General features: G+C 69.6%; 16 protein-coding genes. 10 read left to right on the forward strand and 6 right to left on the reverse strand.

The features are described from left to right. Positions 1-91 precede the first annotated feature (91 nt). Entirely contained in the window at positions 92-517 is a 426-nt protein-coding gene (locus ACFWP5_RS48015) for a hypothetical protein (RefSeq protein ID WP_384172260.1), read from the reverse strand. Positions 518-639: 122 nt separating this feature from the next. Between ACFWP5_RS48015 and ACFWP5_RS48020 the strand changes: the two genes are divergently transcribed. From ACFWP5_RS48020 to ACFWP5_RS48035, 4 genes are all read left to right on the forward strand, one after another. Beyond that, positions 640-1,416 (forward strand): helix-turn-helix domain-containing protein, encoded by a 777-nt coding sequence (locus ACFWP5_RS48020; RefSeq protein ID WP_384172262.1) that lies wholly within the window; start codon positions 640-642, stop codon positions 1,414-1,416. Beyond that, positions 1,413-1,652, forward strand: coding sequence for a DUF397 domain-containing protein (locus ACFWP5_RS48025; RefSeq protein ID WP_384172265.1), 240 nt, complete (start codon positions 1,413-1,415; stop codon positions 1,650-1,652). Before ACFWP5_RS48020 ends, ACFWP5_RS48025 begins: the two co-directional genes overlap by 4 nt. Continuing rightward, complete coding sequence (locus ACFWP5_RS48030; RefSeq protein ID WP_384172268.1) at positions 1,649-2,764, forward strand: hypothetical protein; 1,116 nt, start codon at positions 1,649-1,651, stop codon at positions 2,762-2,764. The genes ACFWP5_RS48025 and ACFWP5_RS48030 overlap by 4 nt, the downstream gene beginning before the upstream one ends. Before the next feature lie 224 nt (positions 2,765-2,988). Next, on the forward strand, positions 2,989-4,182 hold the full coding sequence (locus ACFWP5_RS48035) for an acyltransferase family protein (protein WP_384172271.1): 1,194 nt from the start codon (positions 2,989-2,991) through the stop codon (positions 4,180-4,182). On the opposite strand, the gene ACFWP5_RS48040 is transcribed toward ACFWP5_RS48035, so the two are convergent. Then, positions 4,080-5,252, reverse strand: coding sequence for an acetyl-CoA acetyltransferase (locus tag ACFWP5_RS48040; protein WP_384172274.1), 1,173 nt, complete (start codon positions 5,250-5,252; stop codon positions 4,080-4,082). The two genes, ACFWP5_RS48035 and ACFWP5_RS48040, sit on opposite strands and share 103 nt — an antisense overlap. A gap of 76 nt (positions 5,253-5,328) precedes the next feature. Here ACFWP5_RS48040 and ACFWP5_RS48045 point away from each other — a divergent pair, with 76 nt between their 5' ends. Together ACFWP5_RS48045 and ACFWP5_RS48050 are read left to right on the forward strand one after the other, a co-directional pair. Further along, positions 5,329-6,519, forward strand: coding sequence for an acyl-CoA dehydrogenase family protein (locus ACFWP5_RS48045; RefSeq protein WP_384172276.1), 1,191 nt, complete (start codon positions 5,329-5,331; stop codon positions 6,517-6,519). Then, positions 6,516-6,980, forward strand: a complete 465-nt coding sequence (locus ACFWP5_RS48050) for a nitroreductase family deazaflavin-dependent oxidoreductase (protein ID WP_384172279.1) — start codon at positions 6,516-6,518, stop codon at positions 6,978-6,980. The genes ACFWP5_RS48045 and ACFWP5_RS48050 overlap by 4 nt, the downstream gene beginning before the upstream one ends. 100 nt (positions 6,981-7,080) lie before the next feature. Here ACFWP5_RS48050 and ACFWP5_RS48055 read toward each other — a convergent pair whose 3' ends face one another. After that, positions 7,081-7,716 (reverse strand): TetR family transcriptional regulator, encoded by a 636-nt coding sequence (locus ACFWP5_RS48055; protein ID WP_384172298.1) that lies wholly within the window; start codon positions 7,714-7,716, stop codon positions 7,081-7,083. A 134-nt stretch (positions 7,717-7,850) separates the two neighbouring features. Here ACFWP5_RS48055 and ACFWP5_RS48060 point away from each other — a divergent pair, with 134 nt between their 5' ends. The 3 genes from ACFWP5_RS48060 (at position 7,851) to ACFWP5_RS48070 (ending at position 11,628) form a co-directional block, all read left to right on the forward strand. Beyond that, positions 7,851-8,573: a VOC family protein gene (locus ACFWP5_RS48060; protein ID WP_384172282.1), complete on the forward strand. Its 723-nt coding sequence runs from the start codon at positions 7,851-7,853 to the stop codon at positions 8,571-8,573. Between the two features lie 179 nt (positions 8,574-8,752). After that, complete coding sequence (locus ACFWP5_RS48065) at positions 8,753-11,098, forward strand: PQQ-binding-like beta-propeller repeat protein (protein WP_384172285.1); 2,346 nt, start codon at positions 8,753-8,755, stop codon at positions 11,096-11,098. A 32-nt stretch (positions 11,099-11,130) separates the two neighbouring features. Beyond that, positions 11,131-11,628 (forward strand): hypothetical protein, encoded by a 498-nt coding sequence (locus ACFWP5_RS48070; RefSeq protein ID WP_384172288.1) that lies wholly within the window; start codon positions 11,131-11,133, stop codon positions 11,626-11,628. Here the strand turns inward: ACFWP5_RS48070 and ACFWP5_RS48075 are convergent. The 3 genes from ACFWP5_RS48075 to ACFWP5_RS48085 are packed head-to-tail and all read right to left on the reverse strand — an operon-like array spanning position 11,625 to position 13,979. Beyond that, a complete protein-coding gene (locus tag ACFWP5_RS48075) occupies positions 11,625-12,395 on the reverse strand; it encodes an enoyl-CoA hydratase/isomerase family protein (protein WP_384172291.1) in 771 nt (256 codons plus the stop codon). The genes ACFWP5_RS48070 and ACFWP5_RS48075 overlap by 4 nt on opposite strands. After that, positions 12,392-12,808: a Zn-ribbon domain-containing OB-fold protein gene (locus ACFWP5_RS48080; RefSeq protein WP_384172292.1), complete on the reverse strand. Its 417-nt coding sequence runs from the start codon at positions 12,806-12,808 to the stop codon at positions 12,392-12,394. The genes ACFWP5_RS48075 and ACFWP5_RS48080 overlap by 4 nt, the downstream gene beginning before the upstream one ends. 22 nt (positions 12,809-12,830) lie before the next feature. Further along, positions 12,831-13,979, reverse strand: a complete 1,149-nt coding sequence (locus ACFWP5_RS48085) for a lipid-transfer protein (protein WP_384172301.1) — start codon at positions 13,977-13,979, stop codon at positions 12,831-12,833. A gap of 113 nt (positions 13,980-14,092) precedes the next feature. Between ACFWP5_RS48085 and ACFWP5_RS48090 the strand changes: the two genes are divergently transcribed. After that, positions 14,093-14,537: AMP-binding protein (locus ACFWP5_RS48090; protein WP_384172295.1), on the forward strand; the 445-nt coding region annotated here is incomplete at its 3' end.

Raw genomic sequence — 14,537 nt, forward strand, 5'->3', positions numbered from 1 at the left:
CGGAATCGGCGCAGCCGACGCGACCGCAGGGAGCGCCCTTTACTCGGGCCGCGGAAGCCCGACACTGACAAAGAAGCGAGTGGCCCAACGTTCACTGGTGACGGGCCTCGTCATCAAGATCCCCCACCAGTTGCGCCATCAACACCCCGTACAGCAACTCCGAATCCACGAACTCCCCCACCTCCGGCGCCCCACACCGCCAGCTCAAGGGGTACGTGTTGCCCTCCGGTGCTGGTACGCCGATGTACTCATCCCGCGTCGACCGCGAGAACCTCCGTACTCCAGGCGGCCAGTCGTGTTCTGTGCTCTCTCCGGGGGCGAGGAGGAAGTACGTCCACCGGTTTCCGTTCACTTCGCGTACGACGGGGCCAGGGTGACCGTCGGTGAGTGTGGAGAGGTGGTGCAGTACCGCTTCCCCACGGATGCCGCCGACCCGGATCGCGTCGAAGTGGACTCCGGCCAGGCGTAGTTGAAGGCCAGACTTGGGGACCCAATTCGGGGTGAGTTTTCGCGTCATGGCTACGAGGGTTGCCGGGATTGCTTAGCGTGACTAGGTGAACACGATGCACATTGCCGTTTGTGGGGAGGAAGGTGGTCGTTGTGGGGGCCAGTGGAGGGGTGTCCGTGGCGCGTCGGCTCGTGGGGGAGTGGCTGCGCATTCAACGAGGGCGATTGGGGCTGACGCAGAAGGAGGCCGCGGAACGGTCGATGGTCTCCGAGTCGTGCTTCGGTGCCTACGAGCGAGGTGAGCGCATCCCGACGACCCGGTTCCTGGAGGACGGGGACAGAGGGCTCGATGCGCGGGGTGCGTTGATCGCCTGCATCGACATGATGGACGAGGAGAGGTACCCGCCGAAGTTCGTGGACTGGGTGCGGATGGAGCGCAAGGCCCAGATCGTCAGCGGCTACGAAGTAATGGTGATTCCGGGGCTGTTCCAGACCGAGGCGTACACGCGGGCCCTGTACGAGTCCCGCGTTCCCGCTTACACGGAAGAGGAGATCGAGCGTCACGTTGAGGGGCGACTAGAACGGCATGGGGTGCTCACGCGCAATCCACCGCCCCGACTGAGCTTCCTGATCGAGGAGTCGGCCCTGGAGCGGGAGTTCGGTGGGCCGCAGGTACTGAGGGATCAACTTGAGTATCTGCTGGACCTGATGGGGAAGTTGAACCACCTGACGGTGCAGATCATGCCGACCAAACGCCACACGCATGCCGGACTGCAGGGGCCGATGCAGCTGATGAGCACCGAAGAGGGTCGTAATCTCGTCTTCGTCGAGTCGCAGGCAGGCAGTACGTTGATCTCCAAGCCGGAGCAGGTCAACGGGCTGTTCGACCTCTTCGGCATGCTGCGGGCCCAGGCGCTCACACCATGGGAATCCGCGGAACTCATCGAGAGGAAAGCGGGGCAACTGTGAACACGACCGAACTGGCCTGGTTCAAGTCGAGCTACAGCACCAACGAGGGCGGCGCCTGCCTCGAAGTCGCCTACGCCTGGCGTAAGTCGAGCTACAGCACGAACGAGGGCGGCGAGTGCCTCGAAATAGCCCCCGCCCCCGACACCATCCACATCCGTGACTCAAAACACCTCACCGGCCCCACCCTCGGAGTAACCCCCACCACCTGGGCCGAGTTCCTCCGCGCCGTCCGTTGAAGCGCACCGCCGGCGTCGGAGCATCCGCCACCCTCCTGCTCGCGGCCCTCACCTCCTGTAGCGGCGGCGCCACCGACAAGGCGCCCTTCGAGCTCTCCGCCGACGACGGCAAGGCGCACACCGGTGGCTCGGGAGCCGTCGATCACACCCTCACCGTGGACGTCCTGCCAGGGGCGAAGGCAGCGGTCGTACTGCACAAGAGCCGTAACTGCACGGGTAGTACCACGCATGTGACGTGTGAGGTCAGTTCCAAGTACGACGGCTCGGCGGGGAGTGGGGGTGTCTCCCCGGTTGCGGACCGGAGTGGGAAGACGGTCACCGCGCGGACGAAGGCTGTCGTAGGCGAGCCGGTGGTCGAGGTGCTGACCCCGAAGTCGGTCGGCGGAGTTCGTCCGGGGGCCGCGCTCAGCGAGCCGATCGTCGTCCGGAACACCGGCGAGATGCCGGTCAGGGGACTGGTGCTCGAAGTCGGCCTCGAACAGACAGAGTTCGAGGAGCGGCACGCCAACTGCCGTTATCCGAGCTTCTACAAGGGCCACATCACGGTCTGCGAGTTCCCGGATCTCCGCATCGCGCCCGGGCAGACCGTGACCGTCCAGCCCGCGCTCCGGCTCCGTACATCCAAGACGCAGATGTACGCCTCCTTCAACAGTGAGGCCCGGGCGCTGGACATGGGGCCGGGGCACGGGGGTCTCGTGGCCGGTGGGGACCACGGTGACGGTCCGGTCCTTCGTCCTGAAGCCACCGCCACCAAGAAGGGCACCTACGCCAAGGGCGGCGGCTGGACGCACGTCGTGCTCGACACCCACGCCGACTACTCCGTCTCCGGCGTGAACCTGTACGGCGCCCCTGACACCAAGCGGACCTCCAAGCTCACCGTCCGCAACAACGGCCCCGCCGACGCCGGCGTCACCGAGCAGCTCGTGTTCAGTCCGCCGCTCGGCCTGACCATGGTGAAGCAGCCCATGCGCGAGTACGACGACGACGCCTACGAGCCCTACTGCGAGCGCGGCGCCTACGCCTACACCTGCGACATCAACGCCCTTAAGCCTGGCAAGACCCAGACCTCACGTTCACGATGCGCCTCGGCGACCCTGGCGAAGGCACCCTGACCCTCCAGGACAAGAGCCCGGCCAGTGGGTGGTATGTCGGCGACCGCGATCCGGATCCGGCGGCCAACGACAAGGCCGTCATCACGGTTCACCCCGACCAGTAGCCGCTTGCCCTGCCCGTTGAACTGCTCGGCCAGGCGCCGCGTACCACTCGCTGACGGCTGGCACCATGTGGCATGCGCGGTGCCCGGAGAAAGGGTTGAGCGATTTCAGTGGATGTGAGGGTGAGCGGCGCACCCGTGCGTAGGCAGGTGCTGGGGCTGGACGGTCTTCGCGGCCTGGCGGCACTGTATGTCGTGCTGTTCCACTGCTGGTTGTACACCTTCCCGGGTTACCCCAACAGTTCGGCGCCCCGGGTGCTGGACGTGCTGATGTTCGGGCGCCTCGCCGTCGTCTTCTTCCTGGTGCTGTCCGGTTTCTCGCTCGCGATCTCCCCGGCGCGGCACGGTTGGCGGTCCGGGGGTGTCGTCCAGTTCCTGCGCCGACGCGCCTGGCGCATTCTGCCGCCGTATTGGGCGGCGTTGGCCATGAGCCTCGTCATTTCCTTGTTCGTGGTCCCGGCCTCGCATTACGGCCCGCCCGACGGCTCGTCAATTCTCGTCTACGGCCTTGTTCTTCAGGATGTGTTCTTCGCCCCGACCCCGAACGGCGCGTTCTGGTCGATCGGAGTGGAAGCCGAGCTGTATCTCCTCTTCCCCCTGATCCTCCTTGTCCGGCGGCGGTTCAGCGCGGCGGCCGCGGTCGCGTGCGTGACGCTCCCGGTGATCGTCCGCGGGCTGATGGCCACCGACGCGAATCCGGTCGAGGGCGACAACTGGCTCGCCCCGCATCTCGCTCCCGTGTTCGTCGCGGGAGTGATAGGCGCGGGAATCGTCGTCGCATCGGAACGCGTTCGACGCCTGCCATGGGGATGGTTCGCCGTTCTGGCCGCTCTGCCTGTGCTGGCTCTCGGCTTCATCCAGGGTTCCGTCTGGACGGTGAACCACTACTTCTGGGTGGATCTCGCCATCGCTCCCGCCATGACGATGCTGATCGCCGCGGTCGCCACCGGCCAACCTGCCTTCCTCGTACGGCTGTTGACCGCGCGGCCCATGCAGAGTCTCGGCAATTTCTCCTACAGCCTCTATCTGATCCACCTTCCGATCGTCCTGGTCGTCATTCGCCGAGTGGCCCCGCATTTCGTATCGCCCGGGCTGCCCACGTTCTGCTTCACGCTTCTCCTGGGTCTGCCCGTGTCGGTGCTGACGGCATGGCTCTTCTCCCAGATCTTCGAACTGCCCTTCAAGCGGAACCGGTCCTGGAAGTCCCTGATGGCTCAGTCCCGCCCCAACACCACCGTCCCCGAAGAGCAGAACCAACCGCCCGTTCCGGAGGCCACTCCGAGTCGCGGCAACTCCCCGTCCGCGCCCGTCACTTGACGGACCCCGGCCTCCCCCCGCAACTGCCGCACCGCCTCCACCAGCAGGAACAGCCCCCGCATCCCGGGGTGTTGGGCCGACAGCCCACCCCCGTCCGTGTTCACCGGCAACTCCCCGCCGGCCACCCGCAACCGCCCCTTCTCCACGAAGGCACCCCCCTCGCCCTTCGCGCAGAAGCCCAGGTCCTCCAGCGTCACCAACGTCATGTAGGTGAACGCGTCGTAGATCTCCGCGAAGTCGATCTCCGACGCGCCAACTCCCGCCCGTTCGAAGGCCAGCCGCCCGCTCACCGCCGCCGGCGACACCGTGAAGTCCGGCCACTCCGACATCGCGGCGTGCGAGACGTGCTCCCCGGTGCCGAGCACCCACACCGGTGCCGTACGGCAGTCCCGTACGTACTCCTCGGCCGCCAGCAGTACCGCCGCCCCGCCGTCCGACCGTATGCAGCAGTGCAGCTTGGTGAACGGGTCGGCGATCATCGGGCCGGAGAGCACGTCGTCCACGGTGATCGGGTCGCGGAACATCGCCTCGGGGTTGAGGGCGGCGTTGGCGCGGGCCTGGACCGCCACCTCCGCCAACTGCTCGATCGTCGTGCCGAATTCGAGCATGTGGCGGCGCGCGGCCATCGCGTACTTCGCGATCAGTGTGTGGCCGTAGGGGACTTCGAACTGGAGCGGGCCCCGCGCGCCGAAGGAGAGGTTGCCGGTCCGGCGGCCCGCCTTGATGTCGGCTCGGGCCGTTGAGCCGTAGGCGAGGAGGACGGCGTTCGCGTGGCCCGCCGCTATCGCGTCCGTCGCGTGGGCCGCCATGACCTCCCACGTCGAGCCGCCGACCGATGTCGAGTCGACCCACGTGGGGCGCAGGCCCAGGTATTCGGCCACCTCCACCGGGGCCAGCGTGCCCAGGCCCGCCGACGCGAAGCCGTCCACCACCTCCCTGCCCAGGCCCGCGTCCGCCAGTGCGCGACGGGCCGCCTGGGCGTGCAGGGCGTACGGGGTCGTGTCGTCCACGCGTCCGCAGTCGGACAGGGCGACGCCCACCACGGCGACCTTGCGGCTCCCCGGTGTCATGAGGCGCCTCCTCCCTCTGTGCATATCGTGCCCGGACTCCTAATATGACGGACCGTCAGATCTGGAGGGAAGTGCCATGGACGCCAGCTTCACCGCCGAGCAGGACGAGATCCGCCGTACCCTCCGCGAACTCCTCACCAAGCGCTGCGGACCGGAGGAACTCCGCGCCGCCCTCGACACCCCCGCCGGGTACGACCCGGTGCTGTGGACCGCCCTCGCCGACCGGTTGGGCCTGCCGGGGCTCGCGCTCCCGGAGTCGTACGACGGCGTCGGCTGTACGTCCACCGAACTCGCCCTGGCGTGTGAGGAGACGGGTCGTCTCCTGGCCCCCTCTCCGCTCCTCGCCACCGCTGTGCTCGTCGCCCCGCTTGTGCTCGCCCTCGGCACCGAGACCCAGCGCGCCCGGCTGTTGCCCCGGATCGCCGCCGGCTCCCTGACCGCCGCCCTCGCCGTACCCGGCACCGCCCTCACCACCGCCCTCACCCTCACCGGCACCAACGACGGCGAGTGGGCCGGGGGCGGGCGCGCGGGCGGGGTGCAGGCCAGGCGGGAGGGGGAGGGAGGGTGGCGGTTGTACGGGCAGGTCGCGCAGGTGCTCGACGGGCACAGTGCGGAGTTGCTGCTCGTCGCCGCCCATGCGGGGGGCTTCGCCCGGTCGCGGACTCTGCTGTTCCTGGTGGCGGGGGACGCCGTCGGGCTCGTGCGCGTACGGCAGACCGCCCTTGACGCGACCCGGCCTCAGGCTCGGCTCGAACTACGGGACGTGGAAGCCGAGTTGCTCGGCGCCGACGACAGTCCTCACGTCCTGCGGGAACTCTCCGCCGGCGGCGACACCGTCGCCGCCGTACTCGCTGCCGAAGCCGTCGGGGCCGCCGACCGCGCGCTGGAGCGGACCGTCCAACACGTCAAGCAGCGGGAGCAGTTCGGGCGGGCGATCGGGTCGTTCCAGGCGGTGAAGCACCGGTTGGCCGATGTGTATGTGCAGGTGCAGGCCGCCAAGTCGGCTGCCTACTACGCTGCTTGGGCGACCGGCCACGGGGAGCGGGTCGGTGGGCTCGCCCTCGCTCAGGCGCTGGAGGCGCTAAGGACCGCCGCCGCCGAAGGGATTCAGCTGCACGGCGGGATCGGGTTCACCTGGGAGCACGAGGCCCATCTCTACTTCAAGCGTGCCGCCGGTGACGAGCTGCTGTTCGGGCCGGTGCACCGGCTGCGGGCGCACGCCGCCGAAGGGGCGCACCTCTTCGAGAGCCGCGAGGTGACGGTGTGATCGGTGTGCGTGCGGTGCAGAAGGTTTCGTCGACCCGGGCGTTCGCGCGTATCGCCCCGCATGTCATCCCGGCCATGGACCGGGCCGTGCACCGGCTCACGCGCGGGAAGGTGCTGCTCAGCGCGCAGATGCTGCCGGGGGTGATCCTGACCTCTACCGGTGCGCGGAGCGGGCAGCCGCGTCAGAGTCCCCTTGCCTGTATGCCGGAAAAGGGCGGCTGGGTGCTCGTCGGGTCCAACTTCGGTCGCGCCGGTCATCCCGCCTGGACGTACAACCTCCTCGTCCATCCCGATGCCGCGATCAGCTGGAAAGGGGAGGAAATCCCCGTCACCGCCCGGTTGTTGGCGGGCGAGGAACGGGCCGAGGTCTGGAAGGCGGCGCTCGCCTTCTGGCCGCCGTATGCCACGTACCAGCGACGGGTGGAGCGGGAGATCCGGCTGTTCCGGGTCGTGCGGCGCTGAACTCGTCGTAGAAGCAGGGCAGGCGGTGGTCCACCGGAGTGGACCACCGCCCGCGAGACAGGACTTGGGACCTGGGAAGTCGGAGCCTGGTAAGCAGGTGCTACTTCGTCGGTTTCCTGCCGGTCACGCCCAGGTGGACCAACAGCGCCAGGTTCGGCTTGAGTTCAGCCTGTTTGACGCCCCACGACTGGAAACCCTTCTGGTGCGAGGCGACGGCCGCGAGCATCGCGACCAGTGAACCGGCGACCGCCGCCGGGTTCACGTCCTTGTCGACCCTGCCCTTGGACTGCAACTCGGCGACCGCGTCCGAGAGGGAGTTGTTCACGGAGTTGAGGATCTTCATACGGATCTTGTAGAACCGTTTGTCTCCCTCGGCGGCACCGAGATCGACGACTCTGAGGATCGCGTCGTTCCTGCGCCAGAACTCCAGGAAACCGTCCACGAGTTCCTGCGAGGTCTGCCAACCTGCCTTGCCGACCCATGACCGGCCGGTGAGCAGTTCGGTCAACTGCCCTCCCTCCGTGGCCATTTGCTCGGCGATCTCCAGGACGGCGCCTTCGACGTCCGGGAAGTACTGGTAGAAGGTCGCGGGCGAAGTACCCGCCTTCCGGGCGACATCGATGACTTTGACGTCCCGGTAAGGGGAGGAGCTGAGCATCTCGCTTAGGCAGTCGAGCAGCTTCTGCCGGGTCGCCTGCCCACGCCGGCCGGCCACGCGGCCGTCGACGGTACGCACTTGTCCTGTCATGCCGTCAGCTTACCGAGGGGTGATCGGAGCGCGATTCGGCCGACTGCAAATGGGGTGCACGGGGGTCGAGAGGGTGGTGTGCCTGGTCTGCGGGGTGCGTGCGGCGCCGTTACTTTGACGGTATGGCCGAAAACAGGGCATCCGCGTACGGAGAGGGCGTCCCCTGCTGGGTGGACGCGCAGCTTCCGGACCTGGCGGCGGGCAGGCGGTTCTACGGTGAGCTCTTCGGGTGGACCTTCGAGGAGGCGTACGGCGGCTCCGTATGGGCCCGCAAGGACGGCGAGGCCGTCGCGGCGCTCGCCCACAAGGCGGACGGGCGGATGCCGACCGTGTGGACGGTGTACTTCGCGACGCCGGACGTGGTGCGGCTGAGCGGGCGCATCCGGGAGGCGGGCGGGCAGGTGGTCATGGCGCCCGTTCCCTTGGGGGAACTGGGCACGGCCGTCCTCGCCGCCGATCCCGAAGGCGCCGTCTTCGGGCTGTGGCAGGCGGCCCGGCACCCCGGTTTCGGCACCCGGCACAAGCCCGGCACCTTCGGCTGGGCCGAGCTGTACGCCCGCGACACGGAGGCCGCGAACACGTTCTACGGCGGACTTTTCACAGCTGCCCTCTTCGGGCCGGACGCCGCCCCCGATTTCGGGCGGGCGCCCGTCTCCGACGTCTTCCCGGTCGAGATGCCGCCGCACTTCCTCGTGCACTTCCGGGTCGAGGACATCGTCGCCGTGCTGGGGGCGGTGCACCGGCTCGGCGGGCGGGTGCAGGTTCCGCCCTTCGAGACGTCGTACGGGAAAGTGGCGGTCGTCACGGACAATCAAGGGGCGTCGTTCGCACTGCTGCAACGCTGACACCTGGATTTTTGTCCGGAGATATGTCGAGACACCCCGATTAGTCGCCGGGTTCGCAACCTGTGGCCCGGCCAGGAAGAATCAGGGTGCGTGCCGCCATGGCGGTGCGGTGGTGAGACGCTGCACGGGGTCGCGTACATATGTGGGTGGCGTGGCCCGTACGGGGAGGTGGCAGGCAAGTGGTGGATCAGCTGACGCAGCACGATCCGCGGCGGATCGGGCCGTTCGAGGTGCTGGGACGGCTGGGCGCGGGCGGCATGGGGCTGGTCTATCTCGCGCGCTCGGCCTCGGGCCGGCGCGTGGCGATCAAGACCGTGCGGACGGAACTCGCCGAGGACCAGTTGTTCCGGGTCCGCTTCACGCGTGAGGTCGAGGCGGCGAGGGCCGTCTCCGGTTTTTATACGGCGGCCGTGGTCGACGCCGATCCGCGTGCGGCCGTGCCGTGGCTGGCCACCGCGTACGTTCCCGCGCCGTCGCTCGAAGAGATAGTGAACGAGTGCGGGCCGATGCCGGCCCAGGCGGTGCGCTGGCTCGCGGCGGGGGTCGCGGAGGCGCTGCAGTCCATTCACGGGGCGGGTCTCGTCCACCGTGACCTCAAGCCGTCCAACGTGCTCGTGGTCGAGGACGGGCCGCGGGTCATCGACTTCGGTATCGCCTCCGGTGTGTCGAACACCCGTTTGACCATGACCAATGTGGCGGTGGGTACGCCCGCCTACATGTCTCCCGAGCAGGCGAAGGACTCGCGCAGCGTCACCGGCGCGAGTGATGTGTTCTCGCTCGGCTCGATGCTCGTCTTCGCCGCCACCGGACACCCCCCGTTCCACGGCGCCAACCCGGTCGAGACCGTCTTCATGCTGCTGCGCGAGGGACCGGACCTCCAGGGACTCCCGGACGAACTGCGCCCCCTCATCGAGTCCTGTATGCAGATGGAGGCCACCGGCCGGCCCAACCCGGCCGACCTCCAGGCCCAGCTGGCCCCCCACCTCTTCGGCTCCGGCTCCGACGACAGCGGTACGGCGTCGGCCTGGCTGCCCGAGCGCGCGGTGACCCTGATCGAGACGCGGCGCGGCGGACGCCCGCCCGTGAAACCGGCGCCCGCCGCCGGCCGCAGCGGCGGTGGCGGGCGCGTCCCGGTACCGCCCCCGCCGTCCCACGACCCCGTCGTGCCCGTCCCGGTCCCGGTCGGCGCCCCCGACACCGGACCCGTACGACTGGCCGGCGCCCCGGTGCCCATCGGCCCCGGCCCCCGTGTCGCCGACGCCCGCGCCGCCGCCGTGAAGGCACCTCCTCCGGAGGCCGGCCTGGTCGCCTCCTGGTCCCGGCCCCGCCCCGGCGTCAACGGCGCCGACCCCGCCGCCGTACCCCCGCCCCCCGCGCTGCCCCCGGAAACGGCCTCCGGCTGGCGCCCCTGGCGGTTCCGTATGTCGAACGACGTCTGGGGCACCCCGACCGTCGCCGGCGACCTCGTCTACGTCACCTCCTTCGAGGTACACGCCCTGGACGTGCAGACCGGCCGCCGCTCTTTCAAGACCCGGGACGTCGCCTGGTCGATGGCGGTCGCGGACGGCCGTATCCACGCCTCGGACGGTCCCACCCTCTTCGCCCTGGACGCCCGCGAGGGCGGTGACCTGTGGCGGCTGTCCGCCGACGCCTGGGTGTACTCCCTCAAGGCCGAGCGCGGCACCGTCGTCACGGGGACGCGCGGCGGCGGGGTGCAGGCCTGGGAGGCGTCCACCGGGCAGAAACTCTGGCAGCTGACCGGCGCGCAGACCGACTTCGAGTCCCCGGAGGCGGGCCCGGCGCTGCACGACGGCACCGTGTACGTCTGGCAGGACGCCCGGCTGCGCGCCCTGGACGCCCGGACGGGCGACGAACGCTGGGCGTATCCGATCGGCGACGCGGCCTCCTGCGGCGGCGTCCCCGTACGGATCACCGCGGCCCCCGACGGTCACGTCTACGTCGCCGCCGGCACCCGCGTCCTCTCCGTCGACGTCGCGAGCGGCCGCGTCCGCTGGCATTTCGAGGCCCCGGCAGTCTTCCTCTGCCCGCCCACCTTCGCCCCCGGCCCGGCGGTCACCGGCGGCGGTATCTACCTGGCCGACTACCTCGGCACGGTCTACGCCCTCGACGCCGCCGACGGCCGCGACCGCTGGCGCATCGCGACGGAGTCCCGGGCGTCGATCGAACCGGTCCTCGTCGCCGCCGGCCACGTCCATGTCGGCAGCGGCAAGGGCCTCTACACGCTCGACGCGGTCACCGGTACACCCAAGTGGCGCTTCCAGTCGGGCGGCGACATCGTGGGCACGCCCGCGGTCGCCGAGGGCCGTATCCACTTCGGCTCCACCGACCACCTCCTGTACACCCTCAAGGCCGACGACGGCCGCCTCCGCTGGAAGCTCGCCACCGGCGGCGAGATCACCGGGGCACCGGTGGTCAGGGACGGCGTCGTGTACGCGTGCAGCAAGGACCGCTGCGTGTACGCCCTCGACGCGGAGAAGGGCACGGGCACCGCAAGGACCGCGTGAGCGGCACCTGTTGAGGTCGGTACCATGATCGGATGCATACGCGGGGGCGCAGGCTCAGATTCACGGCGGTACTGGCGTTGGTGGTTCTCACCCTCACCGGCTTCTCCTCAGGACGGCACCACAGCAGCAGCCGTCATGGTCATGGGAGCGGCGGGGGCGGGTGCAGCAGCTCCAGCCAGGATCACGACACGTCGACGAACCGGCGGTCCAACTACCGCTCCACACCCGACTCCACGGCCTCTTCCGGCAGCGGCACCAGCAGCCTGCTGCACGGTACGGCGAAGCTGGTGAGCTGCGCGACCGCGAAGAAGCGGTACGCCACCGTCGAGGTCAGCAACCCGAACAGCCGCAAGGCCGGCTTCTCCGTCCACGTCAGATTCCTGGACTCGCAGAACACCGAGGTCGACTACAACCTCGCGGGCGTCCAGGTCCCGGCCAAGGGCAAGGCGACGGTCCGCGTCCCGGTGCACGACACCTCCACCCAGGTCGACCACTGTGAAGTGGACCAGGAAGCCGACGTCACGTACTAACGCAGCCGGTACTCCCGCTGCCGCCCGGCGAACAACTCCGCCTGCCGTTCGGTCGGGAGATTGCCAAGGGCGATCAGCGGCGGCGCCTGCGCATAGGCCTGCGCACGCGCCGCCTCCTTCGCCGCCCACAACGCCCGTACGGTCCCCTGGACACCCTCGGTCGGATACCCGGCGATGACGGTCGCGCAGGCCACGGCGGCCTCCAACGCCCCGCCGGGCTCGGTGAGTTCGGAGACCAGCCCGAGCTCGTACGCCCGCCGCGCGGAGATCCGCTCCGCCGTCCCCATGAGCATCATCCGCGCGACCTCGCCGTACGGCATCCGGTGCGCCATCAGCACCGACTCGTACGCGCTGACCATGCCGTAGGTGGTGTGCGGATCGAAGAACACGGCGGTCGGGTCGGCGACGACGAACTCGCTCTCGCCCAGCAGATAGAAGGCCCCGCCGCAGGCCATCCCGCGCACGGCGGAGATCACCGGCTTCCACAGGTCGTTGGCCTTCGGCCCGATGCCGAGCAGCGGATCGTCCTGCATGTACGGCGAGTTGGGCTGCGGGACCACCGCGTCCCGGTCGAGTCCGGTACAGAAGGCGCGGTCCCCGGCGCCGGTGAGGACGACGGCCCGTACGGAGTCGTCGAACCGCAACTCCCTCCATACGGTGCTGAGTTCGGCGGCCGTGGTGAGGTCGATGGCGTTGAGCTTGCGCGGCCGGTCGAGGGTGACGACGGCGACGCCGGTGTCCTTGTCGACGGAGACGTTGAGAGTCATGCCCGCTCCAGAACCCACTGCGGAAGCCCGGCCTCGTCGAACACGACCTGCACCCGCGCCCCGATCCGAACCCGTTCGGGGGCAAGGGAGTTGAGAGCAGCCCCCGGCCCGGTGACGAGGTTGCCGACCAGCCGGATGCGCGGGGCGTCGACCAGTTCGACCACGATCACGTTGTAGGGCGCGACGGCGGCGTAGTCGGGGAGGAGCGGGGGATGGGGGAAGACGTACGACCAGACCCGCCCGCGCCCGCTCACCTGTCGCCACTCCCTCGCGAAGGACTGGCAGTGGGGGCAGCAGGGGCGGGGCGGGAAGCGTGGCTCGTTGCAGTCGGCGCAGGTCTGGACGCGGAGTTCGCCTGCGCGGGCGTACTGCCAGAAGGGGGCGCCGTCGTCGTCGGTGAGGGGAGCGAGCATGGCGGGTCAACTCCTCGGTTCTTCAGTTCCTCAGGAGCAGGGCGGAGGTGGGGACGCCCTCGCCCGCCGTCACCAGGCAGGTGGCGGCGTCCGGGACCTGGGCGGTGCTGGTGCCGCGCAACTGCCGTACGCCTTCGTTGATCAGGTTGAAGCCGTGGACGTATGCCTCGGAGAGCCCGCCGCCGCTGGTGTTGAGGGGGAGTTGGCCGCCGATCTCCAGAGCACCCCCCTCCGTGAAGGCACCCCCTTCCCCCCGTCCGCAGAAGCCGTAGCCCTCCAGGGAGAGCGGGACGAGGGCGGTGAACGCGTCGTAGATCTGGGCGACATCGACGTCCTGCGGGGTGAAGTCGGCGTGTTTCCACAGGTGTCGGGCGGCGGTCCAGGCGGGGCCGGTCAGGGGGTCGTCGTTCCAGTAGTTGACCATGCCGTGGTGCTGGGCGGGGAGGCCCTGGGCGGCGGAGTGGACGTAGACGGGCGTGCGCCGGCAGTCGCGGGCGCGTTCGCGGGAGACGACCACGCAGGCCAACGCCCCGTCCGTCTCAAGGCAGTTGTCGAAGAGGCAGAGGGGTTCGCTGATCCAGCGGGAGGTCATGTACATCTCGCGGGTGAGGGGGCGGTCGTACATGATCGCGGCCGGGTTCTGGTTGGCGCGGTTGCGGCAGGCGAGGGCGACGTTGAAGAGATGGTCGCGGGTGGCGCCGAACTCGTACATGTAGCGGCGGGTGAGCATGGCTATCTCGTCGGCGGGGCGGAGGAGTCCGAAGGGGCGGGTCCACTGGGCCGGGGTGGGGAGTTGGCGGGCGGTGTTGGTCCACGGTCTGGGCCCGCTGCCCCGCTTCCGGGACCGCCAGGCCACGCCGACCGTCGCCTGCCCGGCGGCGATGGCGGTGGCGAGGTGGGCGACGGTCGCGCATGAACCCCCGCCGCCGTACCCGACCTTGCTGAAGAAGGTCAGATCGCCGAAGCCGACCGCCTTGGCCAGCTCGACCTCGTCCGTCTCCTCCATCGTGTAGGAGGTGAGGGCGTCGACCTCGCCGGGGGAGATGCCCGCGTCGTCGAGGGCGGCGAGTACGGCCCGGCAGGCCAAGGTCCGCTCGTCCTCGGGGAGTTGCTTGGCGAAGGAGGTCTGTCCGATGCCGACGATCGCGGTCGCGTCCTTCAGTCCGGCCATGCTCTGTCCGGCCATGCTCTGTGCACCTCCGCGTGACACCGGGGCTGCTGACAGGGCGTCAGGCTACAGCTAATCTGACGGTCAGTCAGCTAGTGGGTGTGGGGAGGCCGTTCATGCGCGGCGATGTGGAGTGGGGCACCATCCCGGGCCTGGTGCGATCGGCCGCGGAACGGTACGCGGACGCCGAGGCGGTGGTGGAGGGCCGGACGCGGATCTCGTACGCCGAGTTGGGCGCCCGGGTGGAACGGGCGGCGGCGGCCTGTGTCGCCGCCGGGGTGGAGGTCGGCGACCGGGTGGGCATCTGGGCGCCGAACTCGACGGAATGGATCGTCTCGGCGCTGGGCGCGGTGTCGGCGGGCGCGGTTCTGGTGCCGCTGAACACGCGCTTCAAGGGGAGCGAGGCCGCGTATGTGCTGCGCGGCAGCGGGGCGCGGTTGTTGTTCGTGACCGGGACGTTCCTGGGGACGTCGTATGTCGCGTCGTTGCGGCGGGCGGCGGGGGAGGGGGCCGGGGACGGTCCCCTGCCCGGACTGCCGGCGCTGGAGCAGGTGGTGGTGC

Origin of the sequence: Streptomyces sp. NPDC058469, assembly GCF_042721125.1 — a bacterium.
In the GTDB taxonomy this organism is placed as follows: Bacteria; Actinomycetota; Actinomycetes; order Streptomycetales; family Streptomycetaceae; genus Streptomyces.